This window comes from Halapricum hydrolyticum (genome assembly GCF_025517535.1).
Lineage (GTDB): Archaea > Halobacteriota > Halobacteria > Halobacteriales > Haloarculaceae > Halapricum > Halapricum hydrolyticum.
The window spans coordinates 20,833-34,618 of sequence record NZ_JAOPKC010000005.1 but is presented as its reverse complement, the minus strand read 5'-3'; the positions used below and the strand labels follow the sequence as shown (position 1 = coordinate 34,618).

The window sequence follows — 13,786 nt, the reverse complement described above, 5'->3', positions numbered from 1 at the left end:
GACGGAGAGCGGGACGCCCAGGCGGATGAGGCGTCCCCGTCGGTCGATCAACAGTGGCGGGGCGTACACCGGGAGGTGACACCAACGGGGGAAAGTTAGTGTCGGGGACCTGCTGTCCATAAATACGAGGGGCACAAGTGTAAATCATATTGGAGAGACAGGACGAGCCGCTATCTCGGAGAGGTCACGAGCGTCCAGTCCGAACGTAGCGTGGTCGTCCGGGCACAGTGAGCAGGCGAGTCTGGGACGATCGACAACGAAGAACCTTACAGCGTCGGCGCCGAACTACCGGATGATGTCTGTACCGACAGTCACGCTTCCGGACGGTGAATTGCCCGTCGTCGGCAAAGGGACCTACCGACTCGACGGCGACACGGCCAGGACAGCCGTCTCGGCGGCTCTCGAAGCCGGCTATACCCACGTCGACACCGCCGAGGGCTATCACAACGAGCGCGAGGTCGGCGACGTGCTCGCCGACCACGACCGCGAGGACGTCTTCCTGACCTCGAAAGTATTGGCGAAAAACCTCGACTACGAGTCGGTGATCGACGCCTGTGAGTCCTCGCTGGACCGACTGGGAACGGACTACCTGGATCTGTACCTGATCCACTGGCCGAACCCGGCGATCTCGCTACGGGAGACCCTGAACGCGATGGCGACGCTGCGCGACCGCGGACTCGTCCGCAACGTCGGCGTCTCGAACTTCAGCCGGTATCAGCTCTCCGCGGCGCTGCACATCTCGGACGTCCCGATCGCAGTCAACCAGATCGAGTTCCACCCCTACCTCCAGCGGCCCGAACTGGTCGAATACTGCCAGGACAACGACGTCGTCGTCGAGGCCGCCGCGCCGCTGGCCCGCACAGAGGTGCTCGACGATCCCACGATCGAGGACATCGCCGAGAAACACGATCGCACGCCGGCACAGGTCGTTCTCCGGTGGGCGATCGAGAAGGACGTGGTCGTCCTGCCCCGGTCGACCTCCGAGGAGCACATCCAGCAGAACTTCGAGCTGTTCGGCTGGGAACTCGACGCCGAAGATCGGCAGCGAATCGACGACCTCGACCGCGACGAGCCCGTCTATGACGTCCGCGGCCGAAACTGGGACGACGACGTCTGGGGGATCTCGGAGTAGTTCCTTTAAGTGCTTCTCGTCGCAATGGCTGATAGTGAGCCTTCTGAGGTGCCCACTTCTGCAGCGCCCGCTCTTCGCTGGCCCGTTGTATCACCCACTCTTCGCTGGCCCACCCGCTTCGCATCCGGACGGCAGTCGCGCGCGGCGGAACGCTCTTGAGCTGGCCGGTCGAAGCCCGCGCTATGGCCGCCGCGGCGTCGCTGACCGAGCCGCACGTACTGGCCCACACGAAGAGCCACCTCTTTCCGGACGACGAGGGCGACAGCTACGTCGTCGCCGACACACAGTTCGCCCAGGATCGGTGGGTCGACGACCGCCCGATCGACGCCGGGACCAAATCGCGACTCGCGCCGTTCAACCACGTCCGGGTCGGCTCTGGCTATCCCGACCTGGTCGGCGTCCGGAGACTGGACCCGGAGTACCTGGCAGTCGAGCGGCTCGGCGAGGAGCCGCCGCTTGTCGTCGTCGAGGCGAAGGGTCGTGGCAGCGGCGGGGTCGACGTCGAGCGCGGCGTGATCCAGGCCTACGACCGGCTCAACGAGGCCAACGTCGCGTTCGTGAGCGCACCGGCCGACGCGATTACTGCGACCGACCGGACGCTGGCCCGACAGCTCAACGTCGGCGTGCTCGGCGTCGACGCGGACGGCTCGATCGCGGTGCTCGAACGACCCCGGGTCGTCGGCAACCGAACCGCGGACGAGGCCACGGCGATCCGGTTTCAGGCCAGCGCGCAGGGCGTCGCCGACCGCAACTTCAGCCTCAACCATCCCAAGAACTATCTGGCGGTCCCGCTTTCGATGGCGGGCGGCCGCGACCACCGCGAGGCGATCGAGGCGCACGTCGTCAGCGCGGTCGACGGCGCAATCGAAGGCGCGGCGTTCCTGGGGCTGATCGAGGAACGCGGGCCGGACTACCGGCTCACCCCGCTCGGCGAAGAAGTCGTCCGGTTCGGGCTCCGGGAGTATCCCTCGCTGGACGATGCGCTTGCGACCTTCGAGCAGTGGCAGCGCTCCCGAAAGCGCTTTCTCGACGTCGCGCCGCGCTGGGGCCAGCTCGCCCGCCGGGTCGTCTTCGACTATCCGGCCACCGAGTTGCTCGTCACGGAACTGCAGACGATGCACGACGACGGCCTCGCCAATCCGTCGCTGGTCGAGATCGTCGAGTGGCTCCACGGCCAACATCCGACGTTTACCGTCGAGTTGTTCCTGCGAGGAGACGAGGACGTCCGCGAGCGTGCGCTGACCGACGACGGTCGCCTCCGGACGCCAGTGCTCGAAGAAGGAGCGAGCTACCACTCGCCGACGGTCTTCCAGCTGAAAGCAATGTTGTTCCACGCCGGCATCCTCACCGAGCGCGGCAGCGAGCCCGCGAACCTCGATCCCCGGGACGACGAGTGGGCGCTCTGCGAACCGCTGGCTCGTCGGCGATAGGATCGATCACTGCTCCGGACCGGTCGGTTACGCGTCGTCGAACGTCTCCCACTCCGCTTCGGTTCCCAGAATGTCCGCCAGCGAAGAGACCATCGACTGGAGTTCCTCGATCTGTCGTCGCTGCTGTTCGACGACGTCCTGCAGTTCGTCGACGGTCGCCTGCGTCTGTTCGGACTTGGCAGTCGCCGTCTGTGTCTTCGACGAGAGTCCCTCGATCGCTTCCGAGAGATGCGTGATCTCCTCCTGGGTTGCCAGCCCGTGCTCCTGGGGTTCGCGGAGCATCTCCCGGTTCGTCACGATCGCGTCCGAGACGCTCGTGCTCCCGTCCGGAAGCGCGATAGTCAGCCTGGGCGAGTTCGACGCGTCGTCGCTCGGTGACTCGGTATCATTCGGGTTCGGATCCGCGGGTTCGCTACTCATACACACAGATCTGTCCCTCAGCGACATAAACTACCGTCAGACAATCAAATGGATACTGATACGAAAACGACATTCACGAGTTGTCGAGCCGGCCCTGCCATTCCTGCACTTTCGACAGCAGCTCGACCGGGGGCGTCTCGTCGACATCGATCCCGGACAGTGCTTCCAGCACCTCGTCGGCGTCTTCCCCGAACTGCTCGGCGATCGTGTCCTCGGTCGCCCCGCCGTCCGCGCTGGCCGATCCGTCGCTGTCACCCGTGAACTGCCCGGAAGAGAGATCGAAGACGGCCTGGGTCGTCCCGCCACCGCCGCCGCGGACGTCGATCGCCTCGTCGTTGCGGAGCCGGTCGAGCACGTCTCGCGAGCGCTCGACGACCGGCTCGGGCACACCCGCGAGATCGGCGACGTGGACGCCGTAAGAGCGGTCGGCCGGCCCCTCGCGGACGGTCCGCAGGAACGTCACCTCTTCGCCGTCGCGGTCCGAATCTGGGTCGCCGTCGACCGCTACGTGGACGTTCTGGACGGGATCGAGTCGGTCGCCCAACTCCGTCAGTTCGTGGTAGTGAGTCGCAAACAGCGTCTTCGCGCCGACCTCGTTGACCAGGTACTCCGTCGCCGCCCAGGCGATCGAGATGCCGTCGAAGGTCGCCGTCCCACGCCCGACCTCGTCGAGGATCACCAGCGACTCGGCGCTCGCGGAGTGGAGGATGTTCGAGAGTTCCTGCATCTCGACCATGAACGTCGAGCGGCCCTGCGCGAGTTCGTCCAGCGCGCCGACTCGGGTGTAGATCCCGTCGACGAGGCCGATCCGCGCGCTCCTGGCGGGCACGAAGCTCCCCACCTGCGCGAGGAGCATGATCAGGGCGGTCTGGCGCATGTACGTCGACTTCCCGCTCATGTTCGGGCCGGTCACGACGAGGAACCGTCGGTCGCGGTCCATCCGGATGTCGTTCGGAACGAACTCGGTCGTCCGCTCGACGACCGGGTGGCGACCGGCCTCGATCGTTATCTGGTCGCCGTCGGTCAATTCGGGGCGCGTCCAGTCGGCCCGGACGGCGTGGGTCGCCAGGCCCGCGAGAGCGTCGACCTCCGCGAGCGTCCGCCCCACGTCCTGTAAGAGTTCGGCGTGCGTCGCGACGTCCGCGCGGACCTCCTCGAACAGCCGGCGTTCGAGGTCGTGACGTTGCTCCTCGATCCGGAGGAGTTCCCGCTCTTTCTCTTCGAGTTCGGGGATCGTGTACCGCTCGGAATTCTTCAGCGTCTTGATCTGCTCGTAATTGTCGGGAACCGCGCCAGTCTCGCTCTTGCCGACCTGGATGTAGTAGCCGTCAGTCTTGTTGCGGTCGACCGAGAGATGGGTGATCCCGTGGCGTCGCTTCTCGCGTTTCGGGAGTTCGTCGAGCCAGCCCAGGATCTCCTCGTGGCGCTCGATCAGCGCGTCCAGCTCCTCGTCGAATCCCTTGCGGATCAGCCCGCCCTGAGTGATCGTCCCCGGCGGGTCCTCGACCAGCGCGGCCTCAAGCGTCGCCCGGAGGTCACGTGCTCGATCGAGGTCGGCCTGGTCGAGGACGGACGCGAGCGGCGAGTCGGCCAGCCGATCGGTTTCGGCGACGATCTCCCGGACCGTCGGCAGCAGGGAGAGGGTCTCGCGGGCGGCGACCAGATCGCGGGCGTCGGCACTCCCGGAGGCGGCCTTGCTCGCCAGCCGTTCGAGGTCGTAGGCGTCGCCGAGCACCTCCCGCAGCCGGTCGCGGGCGAGCGCGGCCTCGGCCAGCGCAGCCACGGCAGCGTGGCGCCGTTCGAGCTCCGCGCGGTCCCTGCGCGGTCGCTGGAGCCAGCTTTTCAGCAGGCGGCCGCCGGCGCTGGTGACGGTGTGATCGATCGTCTCGAACAGCGATCCAGAGCGGTCCCCCTGCATCGTCTCGGTCAGTTCGAGGTTGCGCTGGGTCGTCGCGTCGAGTTCGACGTGATCGCCGTCGCCGTGGGCCTGCAGCCGGGTGATCGAGGCCAGCACGCCCTGGCCGGTCTCCTCGACGTAGTTCAACACCGCCCCAGCCGCGCGGACGGCAGCGTCGGCCTCGATCCCGACGCTTTCGAGTGCGCCCTCGCCGAACTGCTCGCGGACGCGGTGGCGTGCCCGCCCGGGGGCGAAGGCCTCGGTGGTATGCAGCGTCAGCGCAGCGTCGGTCCGCCCTCGAAGGCGCTCCAGCAGGTCGTCGTCGTTTCGCACGTCGGGTCCGGGCAGGATCTCGACGGGATCGAACCGGTAGATCGTCGTCAGCAGTTCGTCGGCGTCGGCGGCGGTCGTGACGTGGAACCGGCCGGTTGTGACGTCCGTGAACGCCAGGCCGTAGACCTCGTCGTGGACGATCGTCAAGAGATAGCGCGCGTCGGCGTCGGTCACCGCAAGCAGGGTCCCGGGCGAGACGACGCGGGTGATCTCGCGTTCGTGGCCGTCGCCCGCCTCGCGCTGGTCGGCGACGGCGACGCGGTAGCCGCGTTCGACCAGTGCCTTCAGATACGGCGTCAGGTCGTCGACCGGGACGCCGGCCATCGGATACGAAGAGCCGTGGCTCGACTTCTGGCTCACCTTCAGGTCGAGTTCGTCAGCGACCAGTTCGGCATCGGAGTCGAAGAACTCGTAGAAGTCCCCCACCTGCATCGCGAGTATGTCCGCGTCTGTCTCGGCTTTCAGATCGAAGAACTCGCCGACGATTCCCGTCGCCTCGCTCATATCCACAGGTGAGTGCGGTATCGGCTAAAACACTTAGGAATGTCTCTGTTGAAACTCTCAGTGGTTGATACAAACGGCGTGTGCATATAGAGCGTATAGTCAGCATAGCGCTGTGCTTCTTTTCACCACCCCGATGCTGAACCAACTGCTCACTAAACATACACACTGAGCACAGACGGGGTATCCAGTTTTCCGCTCAGAGCGTAACACCCGCAGTGTCTTGACCTGGCCGGTTCCCGTCAGAACCGCCGGCAGGATATCGCGAACAGGTCAGCAGTTCGGCGGAGGCGGCCCTACTCAGTGTCGGTACTCGGTGGCCACGATTCACAGGGTGGCGTGAAACTGGTGACCGACGCATCGATTTCGATTTTCAGTCTAACCGAAGTACAGGCACTCTCAGTTTCGGATGAGACCGCGTGTGCGTTCCACGAAGGGGTCGCATCGACTCTCGTGTACACAGTCCAGTTGCCGGTCCCGTCAGTCCACGTGGAGTTGTTGAGAACGGCGAGGTCGATACTGAGATCTGCCTCATTCGAAGTGGACGAGACTCCATCCAACACGACCGACGTTCCGTACACAGGCACGGAGTCGCGCTCAACGAGAACGTGGACCCTGTGAGTGGTGTTATCGGCGTTCTCGACAGTGATTCGTCCCAGTTCCGTGTTGTTGGCATCGCTCCCGCCGGGCATCGCTGAGCATCCAGCAATCAGGATCATCGAACAGGCCAAGACGGTTGCGACTGTTTGTCGCCTGTCCAAAAAGAGGGCCATACTAGCGTTATTTCAATGATCTGTAATAAACGTTTTGTGTTTTCAGGGATGCATTCGAAGGGCTCGACAAGGAGTTCAGGATGCTCCTCCGAATTCGTGCTGTGTGTCTTTTTTGACGGTGCAGATTCCGTCTGAAGCTAGTAGGCCCCTGTAGTCAATTCGCGCTATGTCTCTTTCACTATGGCCACAAATAATATATAAATTGACAAATAGCTGTTTCTGAGCTGCCGGAATTCGGACGTCTCACGCCTGGAAAGGGGATTCGTTCGACAGTCGGACAAGCGCCTCCAGCGCCCATCGCCGAGATTCTTACCGAAATTACGGCCGACAGCCTCTGAGTTCGACGTTTCGTGTTCTGCTGTTGGAATGTGTTTGCTTTCGTTCGATGCGCAACCGGGTGAGTGGTGGCCACGGGAGTTCGCATCCATCCACACTGGTCGCAACAGAGAAAATCAATCGCCGATTGACACGACAGTTTCATATTCTGCCAGAATCCGCGTGCAAGACTTAGAGATTCAATACAGTACAGTCGCAGCTGTAGCTAGCCAATGTCGCGCCCTTGGACGGGTTCGGGAACCCCGGGAAATCTTACGAACGGTTGTTCAGGCCGTTTGTGTCGGCGTCCACGTGTATAGCTGGTAGAACATGCGCAGGACGGCAACGAGAATCGCAGCTTCCACCAGAAGACCGAAATAAGATGGGGGGTCCGTCACGGAGGAGAGCACGCCGATGGCAGCCACGGCGATGCCCACACGCAAGAGGGTGTTACCTGCAATGTCTCGGACGACATCGTCGGGGACCGGTGATGTGGATTCGCTGTAGCCAGCTAACAACCACGTCCAGCCGACGAACTTCACTAATCCGCCGAGCACTGCGACGATAGCGCCAGCAGCCAGCCACTCGACTGCCAAGGGACCAATGTCGAGCATACTCGAAGGTACAGACCAAGCGATGAAAAACGTTCCCGGAAATTTCAGAGATCGCAACTACTCCTCGCACCCGCCCCGATACCGTCGGCCAGAGATTCGTTCAGGCAGCGATTTGCTGTTAGCTCGCGCACGTATCTACCATGGGGTTTACCGTTGAACAGCGGGCAAGATACGCGCCTTCCGTCTTGCACAGGCACTATCGATCTACCTATTCCTTGTCCGAATCAGCGTGACCGACTCAGAGGTTGAACGAAGCATACAGAGTTGGTTTAATTCACGATTCGGAGGCTGAATCATCCGGTGGGTGGAAGATGCATCTATGATGTCCCAGCAAGGGGAAGAGCGACGAACGCCACGTACGACAGAGCGGTCGCCACTGATGGACCGATGATCCAGAACGCAACGAACCGCACGACTGCCGAGCGGTCGAAGAGCGCCGTCGCGTCTTGAACGTATTCAGGGTCTTCTTCCCCGGCACTCGACACGTTGTTCGGCGTGTCGGCCGTCACCGCACCCACCGCGATATCTGCTTCGAGATCGCCTCGCACCAGGTCGGTCGCCGCTGTCGGACGCGTCGCTCGGCCCCAGCCGAGGCCGACGATACACATCACCGTCGAGAGAGCCAGACTCATCGGGACTCCAAGCGCCGACGCTACGGTCGTGATACTCGCAGCCACGACCATGACGATTGTCGCCGCTAACAGCGGTAGATCAGTGAGATCGTTGCCAACTGATTCCATGGTCCGGCGGGCGATCGTGAACGCACCGAGTCCGATGGCGATCGTCCCTAATCCGACACCCCTCTCGACGCCGATTAGTCCTCCACCGACGAGTGGTGCGACTGCGTTCGCAACGTTACTTGCACCGGCACTAAACGCCATATAACAAGCGATCGCCAGCACTATCCCCGTACTGACCACCTCACGAGGCGTCGTTCCTGGCCCCAGTGTCGGCACGGGAATCATCCCAGAGCGGTCGAGCGTGAGAAGCGGCCCATTGGATTGTTCGAGTGCGATCCGCTGATCGAGATACGCATAGAAGTAGCGGCCGATGATAGCCCCGAACCAGAAACCAACAACCGGTGCGATGACCCACCAGACCATGATCGATCCAACCACGGCGTAATCCAATTGTCCCGTAGCGAGTCCCAACCCGGCAATCGCACCTACAGCTGTCATCGATGTCGAAACCGGAACGCCGTAGAGATTGGCAAGCAACATCCCTAATCCGATAAAGCCCAACACGACGACACTTGCTTCGGCAGAGAACGCTGTCGTCGGCACGAGTTCTCCGCCGAGCGTGTCGATCACGTTACGACCAACTGTCCATCCACCGAGGAAGACGAAAAACGTCATTAGTGCTGCGGCGGCGGTTTTATTGATGATTCGGGCACCGACAGGTGGCCCCCAGGCGACGCCCGTAGATGACCCGCCGATATTGAATCCGACGAAGACTGCGGCCGCAAGGGCGACGAGGAGGAGGATAGAAACCATACTATAACTTATGGATATAATCGGCATATAGGTTCTGATTGCGTTATCGACCGCGTCTCTATCGGTGTTTTATTCTTACTCCATCCGTAGCTATGGTATGACTTCACGCATCCTCGTCCCGATGGACGACTCGGAGATGGCCGAACACGCGCTCGAACACGCGCTCGAAACGTACCCTGACGCGGAGATCACGGTCCTTCACGTCGTCGGAGAGCCCTCGGGGATGATGGGAAAGGCGACGAGCCTCGCGCTGGCTGACGATATCGAGGAGGCCGCCGAAGAACGTGCGTCGGCGATCTTCGACCGGGCCCACGGGATCACCGGTGACAGGGAGATCTCGACCGACGTCGCGTGGGGCAACCCCTCGAAGGTGATCGTCAACCAGGCCGAGTCGTTCGACGCCGTCGTGATCGGTAGCCACGGCGGTTCGCTGGCCGACCGCCTCTTCGTCGGCAACGTCGCACAGCAAGTGTTCCGTCACTCGCCGGCCCCGGTGACCGTTGTTCGATAGACAATCTGTCTCTACCGATCTGTCTCCTCGTCAGTTGCCGAAAGACCGGTGACCGATATGCGCCCTGGGCCTTGTTTAGCTGAACACAGGCGCTAAGCCCCCGTCGTTAACGAGCAACACAGGCCGAAGGCCGAGTAGCGCAGTAGGGCGGGGATACAGCCACCGTGTTAACTTTGGCATCGATTCCACCAGACGGCGAACGCTTCGAGCCAAGACTCTGCTGTCGTCGGCTCGACGTTGCTAAATGTATTTGAAAACGAGGATGTTCGTCGTTTTACCTCACGAAAGACACGTTCGACGCTATTCCGATTTCCGTGGCGACGGATATGAAATCGGAGTCCGAGTCGCGACAGTGCCGCTTGGAGATGGTCGGCGTCGTCGATGAGAAACGTTGCATCGTCGATGTCGTGTTTCTCGCGGAGTTCACGCAGAAACACGTGCGTTAATCCTGAATTCGCGGTTGGAAACAGCCGCACATGCAGGAATTCGTTGGTCTTGGGATCGACGGCGGCGTACAGCCAATAGCGCTCAGTCCCGAGCTGAATTACAGTTTCGTCAAGCGCAACGTAATTCGAGGTTCTCGTACCCTTCGGCTGTAGATCGGCCTTTTGTACCCAGTTGTGGATGGCCGTGCGACTGCGTTGGACACCCAACCACTCAAGATGTTGTTTTGTATTTGAAATCGATAAGACAGCCAGATGCAACTGAATACCCATTTCAACGACCTCCTCGGGTGTCCGCTCGCGCTCCATAAACTCCAAATCAATCCAGCCGCTATCTCCGTTGAGGCGGTCGAATTCTGGCATAGAGCACTAGAACCGTCGGCCGCCTCATCCTTATCTTAACACGACGCGGATCACCCCACCACAGTCACGGAGATGCTAGTTCGTCGTTGAGGGGTCGGAGACGGCGACGACCTGCTTGCCGATGTTGTCGCCGGAGAAGAGCCCGAGGAACGCGTCGGGCGCGTTTTCGAGCCCGTCGACGACACTCTCACGGTGACTGATCTCGCCGGACACGACCCACTCGCCGAGCTGCTCGCTTGCCGCTTCGAACCGGGTAGCGTAGTCGCCGACGAGCAGCCCCTGGACTTTCGCGCGCACCGAGATGAGCTGGGGGAGTTTTCGCGGCCCGGTCGGCACGCTCTCGTCGTTGTAGTGAGCGATCTGTCCGCAGACGGCAACGCGGGCGTCGAGATTCAGCTTCGTGAACACGGCATCGGTGATCGGACCGCCGACGTTGTCGAAGTAGACGTCGACGCCGCTCCTGGCGGCGTCGTCGAGTGCTGTGCGGTAATCCTCGACCTGTTTGTAGTTGATTGCGGCGTCGAAGCCGAGGTCGTCGGTGAGCCACTCGACTTTCTCGTCGGTGCCCGCGAACCCGACGACGCGGCAGCCGTTGAGTTTCGCGATCTGGCCGACGACGGAGCCGACCGCGCCCGCGGCGCCGGAGACGACGACGGTGTCGCCGGGTTTGGGCTCGCCGACTTCCAGCAGCCCGAAGTACGCGGTCCGACCGGGCATTCCAAGGACGCCGAGGTACGCCGGCAGGTCCGCGACCGACGGATCGACGGGGGCGACGCTCTCGGCGTCGAGGACGCTGTAGTCCGCCCACGTCCCGTTGCCGGTCACGAGGTCGCCAGCCTCGTACGCGTCGCTCTCGCTCTCGACGACTTCGCCGACGACGGCACCCGCCATCGGGTCGCCGATGTCCCACGGTTCGGCATAGGACTCGGCGTCCCGCATCCGTCCTCGCATGTAGGGGTCCACGGAGAGATATCGCACGCGGACCAGGAGTTCGCCATGTCGTGGCTCCGGCACGTCGCCCTCGCGGAGTTCGAAGCTGTCCATGTCCGGTTCGCCGTCGGGGCGCTGTGCGAACACCCACTCGCGGTTCGAGTTACGCATATGCCGTCTTGCGTTCTCGCACCGAAAGCAGTTCCTCTTCCAGCAGCGGCTTCCGGTGTCGGAGGTCGTTGTCGTACGGTCCATCCACGTCACACTAGATGTCGCTCACCCACCACCGAAAGCGCTGATAGCAGAGGTGCGGTGGACCGACTGAGTCGGTGTGCTTGCACTCGGCGACGATTGTACCTCTGCGAACCTTCTTTTCCACGCCGCTCCACCACCCGCCATGAGCGTCATCGAGAGCGTCCACGAAGATCACGGGGCGACGTTTCGATCGGTCGGGGGGAAGCGAGTCGTCGCCGACTACGGCCGCCCGGAACGGACCCACCGGGCGGTGCGCAACGTCGCGGGCGTGATCGAGCTGGGCTACGACGTCCGCGAGGTAACCGGCCCGGACCGCATCGCAGCCGTCGAACGGGCGAGTACCGCCAACGTGCCGCGATCGGACGGTGAGGGGTGCTACGGGTTCGTCCTCGAAGACGGGGCGATCGCCGCCGACGCGTACGTCTACAACGCCGGCGAACGGCTGCTGGCTTTGCTCTCCCCCGGCCGCGGCGACCGACTCGACCGGGCGCTCTCGGAGTCGGGGGCCGAGAGTACCGATCTGACCGACGAGCTGGCGGTCTTCAGCGTCCACGGCAGCCAGGCCACCGAGAAGATCGCGAGCGTCCTCTCGACCGGTGGCGGCGCGCCGGTGCCGGCCCACACGTTCGTCCGCGGATCGATGGGCGACGAGGGCGTGACGGTCGTCGCCAGCGACGCTCCGACCGGCGAGGCGGGCTACGAGGTCGTCTGCGGGATCGACGACGCCAAGCGCGTGTTCGACACGCTGGTCAACCGGGGGCTCAACGCCGCGCCCTTCGGCTATCGGACCTGGGAGTCGCTGACGCTGGAAGCCGGGACGCCGCTGTTCGAGCCGGATCTCGCAGGCCGATCGCCGGCTGTGCTCACGCAGCGCGGCGACAGAGAGGGGCGGCAGCTAGTCGGACTTGTCTGTGAGGCGCTGCCCGATCCCGGCGCGACCGTCTACGGCGATGGGGCCGCGGTCGGCACTGTCACCCGGGCACTGGAGAGTCCGACGCTTGACGAGCCGATCGCGTTCGCGGTCGTCGCGGGCGAACCGACGGCCGTCGAAACCGACGCGGGCCGCGTCGAGGCCAGGGAGGCGTCGCTGCCGTTCGTCGAGGGGAGCGAGCGATCGCGGCGGCTCCCCGGCAATCGGTAGGGACACAGCCACCAGTCACGATCGAGAACGGTGGCCAATCACGTCCGTGACCGGGCGCCCGATCACGACCGCGAGAACATCGCCCGCAGCTGCTCGCGGGAGAACAGCGTCGAGGGCTCGTCCATGTGGACGCCGATCTCGCCGGAGAAGAAGCCGAGGCCGAGCCGCTGGACAGCCTGGGGGAGCGAGTAACACCGCCGGATCCACGCCCCCAGTTGGATCTCCCGACCGAGTGCAGATCGCCAGGCCGACTCGTAGTCCGCGAGCGTCGCCGGATCGCCGGGATCGACCGTCTCGGCGGCCCGATCGGCAGCCACCATCCCGTACCGGATCCCACCGCCGGTAAACGGCTTGGTCTGTGCGGCGGCGTCGCCCACCAGAAACGCGCGCCTGCTCGTCACCGTCTCGGGCGGGCCGATCGAGATCAGCCCCGAACAGCGGTTCGTCGTGTCCGCGCCGTAGCTGTCGGTGAACGCCTCGAACCACTCGCCGACTTCCGCGCCGGGGCTGGCCGCGAGGCCGTACTCGACGCCCGCCTCGCCGCGTGGGATCCGCCAGGCGAAAAACCCGGGGACAGTCAGGTGCACGTCGACGAAGTCCGCGCTGTCCGGCGAGTCGTCGAAACCGAGCACGCCGTGTAACAGCTCCGCCGGTTCGGGCAGACCGAGTTCGCCCCGAACTTTCGAACGCGGGCCGTCCGCGCCGGCGACCATCCGGGCCGCGTGCGTGTCGACGCCGTCGGGGCCCCTGACCGTGACCTCGACGTGATCTCGGTGCTCTTCGACGGCGGTGACAGTATGATGGTCGCGGACGTCCGCACCCGCGTCGCGGGCAGCCTCAGCGAGCCAGCGGTCAAGTCCGACGCGGTCGATGACGTTCGAGACGACCGACTCCTTGTAGAAGGGGTAGGCTTCGCTGTCAGGGCCCCCGAGCCGGAAACGTGCGCCGTAGATCTCGTTCTGCAGGAGCGCCTCGCGAGCGCCGTCGGGCGTGAACTGCCAGACATCGGTGCTGACGTGTCCCGAACACGCCAGCGGCTCGCCGATCGCCCCCTGCTCGAAGACGAGGACATCGTGGCCGGCCTCGGCGGCCCGACGGGCGAACCGCGAGCCGGCCGGTCCCGCACCGACGACGACGAAGTCGCGCATGGGTATCCAAAGTCCGCTCTCGGCTAAATACCTTCTCGAATCGAACGGACAACAGTGATCCTTCTCGAATCGGCCGGCCGATAGTGA

Annotated in this window: 12 protein-coding genes; 4 read left to right on the top strand and 8 right to left on the bottom strand. The window is 63.7% G+C overall.

Features of this window, described 5'->3' with window-relative positions:
* Nucleotides 1-295 precede the first annotated feature (295 nt).
* Complete coding sequence (locus OB916_RS06760; protein WP_315908531.1) at nt 296-1,132, top strand: aldo/keto reductase; 837 nt, start codon at nt 296-298, stop codon at nt 1,130-1,132.
* Between the two features lie 182 nt (nt 1,133-1,314).
* Entirely contained in the window at nt 1,315-2,562 is a 1,248-nt protein-coding gene (locus tag OB916_RS06755) for a hypothetical protein (protein ID WP_315908530.1), read from the top strand.
* A 27-nt stretch (nt 2,563-2,589) separates the two neighbouring features.
* On the opposite strand, the gene OB916_RS06750 is transcribed toward OB916_RS06755, so the two are convergent.
* From OB916_RS06750 to OB916_RS06730, 5 genes are all read right to left on the bottom strand, one after another.
* Complete coding sequence (locus tag OB916_RS06750; protein WP_315908529.1) at nt 2,590-2,982, bottom strand: hypothetical protein; 393 nt, start codon at nt 2,980-2,982, stop codon at nt 2,590-2,592.
* 73 nt (nt 2,983-3,055) lie between these two features.
* Complete coding sequence (gene mutS, locus OB916_RS06745; RefSeq protein ID WP_315908528.1) at nt 3,056-5,716, bottom strand: DNA mismatch repair protein MutS; 2,661 nt, start codon at nt 5,714-5,716, stop codon at nt 3,056-3,058.
* 293 nt (nt 5,717-6,009) lie between these two features.
* A complete protein-coding gene (locus OB916_RS06740; protein WP_315908527.1) occupies nt 6,010-6,486 on the bottom strand; it encodes a hypothetical protein in 477 nt (158 codons plus the stop codon).
* 602 nt (nt 6,487-7,088) lie between these two features.
* Nucleotides 7,089-7,415 carry a hypothetical protein gene (locus OB916_RS06735; RefSeq protein WP_315908526.1) on the bottom strand — a complete coding sequence of 109 codons (327 nt, stop codon included), beginning with the start codon at nt 7,413-7,415 and terminating at the stop codon, nt 7,089-7,091.
* A gap of 317 nt (nt 7,416-7,732) precedes the next feature.
* Nucleotides 7,733-8,908 carry an inorganic phosphate transporter gene (locus tag OB916_RS06730; protein ID WP_315908525.1) on the bottom strand — a complete coding sequence of 392 codons (1,176 nt, stop codon included), beginning with the start codon at nt 8,906-8,908 and terminating at the stop codon, nt 7,733-7,735.
* A 97-nt stretch (nt 8,909-9,005) separates the two neighbouring features.
* On the opposite strand from OB916_RS06730, the gene OB916_RS06725 reads away from it, so the two are divergent.
* Nucleotides 9,006-9,419, top strand: a complete 414-nt coding sequence (locus OB916_RS06725) for a universal stress protein (RefSeq protein ID WP_315908524.1) — start codon at nt 9,006-9,008, stop codon at nt 9,417-9,419.
* Between the two features lie 167 nt (nt 9,420-9,586).
* Here the strand turns inward: OB916_RS06725 and OB916_RS06720 are convergent, their stop codons facing one another.
* The gene (locus OB916_RS06720) at nt 9,587-10,225 is read right to left on the bottom strand and encodes an IS6 family transposase (protein ID WP_315908523.1); all 639 of its coding nucleotides are present in this window, start codon (nt 10,223-10,225) and stop codon (nt 9,587-9,589) included.
* Nucleotides 10,226-10,300: 75 nt separating this feature from the next.
* On the bottom strand, nt 10,301-11,326 hold the full coding sequence (locus OB916_RS06715; RefSeq protein WP_315908522.1) for an NADP-dependent oxidoreductase: 1,026 nt from the start codon (nt 11,324-11,326) through the stop codon (nt 10,301-10,303).
* A gap of 226 nt (nt 11,327-11,552) precedes the next feature.
* Here OB916_RS06715 and OB916_RS06710 point away from each other — a divergent pair, with 226 nt between their 5' ends.
* Nucleotides 11,553-12,551, top strand: coding sequence for a glycine cleavage T C-terminal barrel domain-containing protein (locus tag OB916_RS06710; protein WP_315908521.1), 999 nt, complete (start codon nt 11,553-11,555; stop codon nt 12,549-12,551).
* Between the two features lie 62 nt (nt 12,552-12,613).
* Here OB916_RS06710 and OB916_RS06705 read toward each other — a convergent pair whose 3' ends face one another.
* The gene (locus tag OB916_RS06705) at nt 12,614-13,699 is read right to left on the bottom strand and encodes a geranylgeranyl reductase family protein (protein WP_315908520.1); all 1,086 of its coding nucleotides are present in this window, start codon (nt 13,697-13,699) and stop codon (nt 12,614-12,616) included.
* Nucleotides 13,700-13,786: the final 87 nt, after the last annotated feature.

Excerpts from the sequence above, each read along its gene's own strand:
- OB916_RS06760 (WP_315908531.1), top strand. The coding sequence starts at position 296 with ATGTCTGTACCGACAGTCACGCTTCCGGACGGTGAATTGCCCGTCGTC.
- OB916_RS06755 (WP_315908530.1), top strand. The coding sequence starts at position 1,315 with ATGGCCGCCGCGGCGTCGCTGACCGAGCCGCACGTACTGGCCCACACG.
- OB916_RS06750 (WP_315908529.1), bottom strand. The coding sequence starts at position 2,982 with ATGAGTAGCGAACCCGCGGATCCGAACCCGAATGATACCGAGTCACCG.
- mutS (WP_315908528.1), bottom strand. The coding sequence starts at position 5,716 with ATGAGCGAGGCGACGGGAATCGTCGGCGAGTTCTTCGATCTGAAAGCC.
- OB916_RS06740 (WP_315908527.1), bottom strand. The coding sequence starts at position 6,486 with ATGGCCCTCTTTTTGGACAGGCGACAAACAGTCGCAACCGTCTTGGCC.
- OB916_RS06735 (WP_315908526.1), bottom strand. The coding sequence starts at position 7,415 with ATGCTCGACATTGGTCCCTTGGCAGTCGAGTGGCTGGCTGCTGGCGCT.
- OB916_RS06730 (WP_315908525.1), bottom strand. The coding sequence starts at position 8,908 with ATGGTTTCTATCCTCCTCCTCGTCGCCCTTGCGGCCGCAGTCTTCGTC.
- OB916_RS06725 (WP_315908524.1), top strand. The coding sequence starts at position 9,006 with ATGACTTCACGCATCCTCGTCCCGATGGACGACTCGGAGATGGCCGAA.
- OB916_RS06720 (WP_315908523.1), bottom strand. The coding sequence starts at position 10,225 with ATGCCAGAATTCGACCGCCTCAACGGAGATAGCGGCTGGATTGATTTG.
- OB916_RS06715 (WP_315908522.1), bottom strand. The coding sequence starts at position 11,326 with ATGCGTAACTCGAACCGCGAGTGGGTGTTCGCACAGCGCCCCGACGGC.
- OB916_RS06710 (WP_315908521.1), top strand. The coding sequence starts at position 11,553 with ATGAGCGTCATCGAGAGCGTCCACGAAGATCACGGGGCGACGTTTCGA.
- OB916_RS06705 (WP_315908520.1), bottom strand. The coding sequence starts at position 13,699 with ATGCGCGACTTCGTCGTCGTCGGTGCGGGACCGGCCGGCTCGCGGTTC.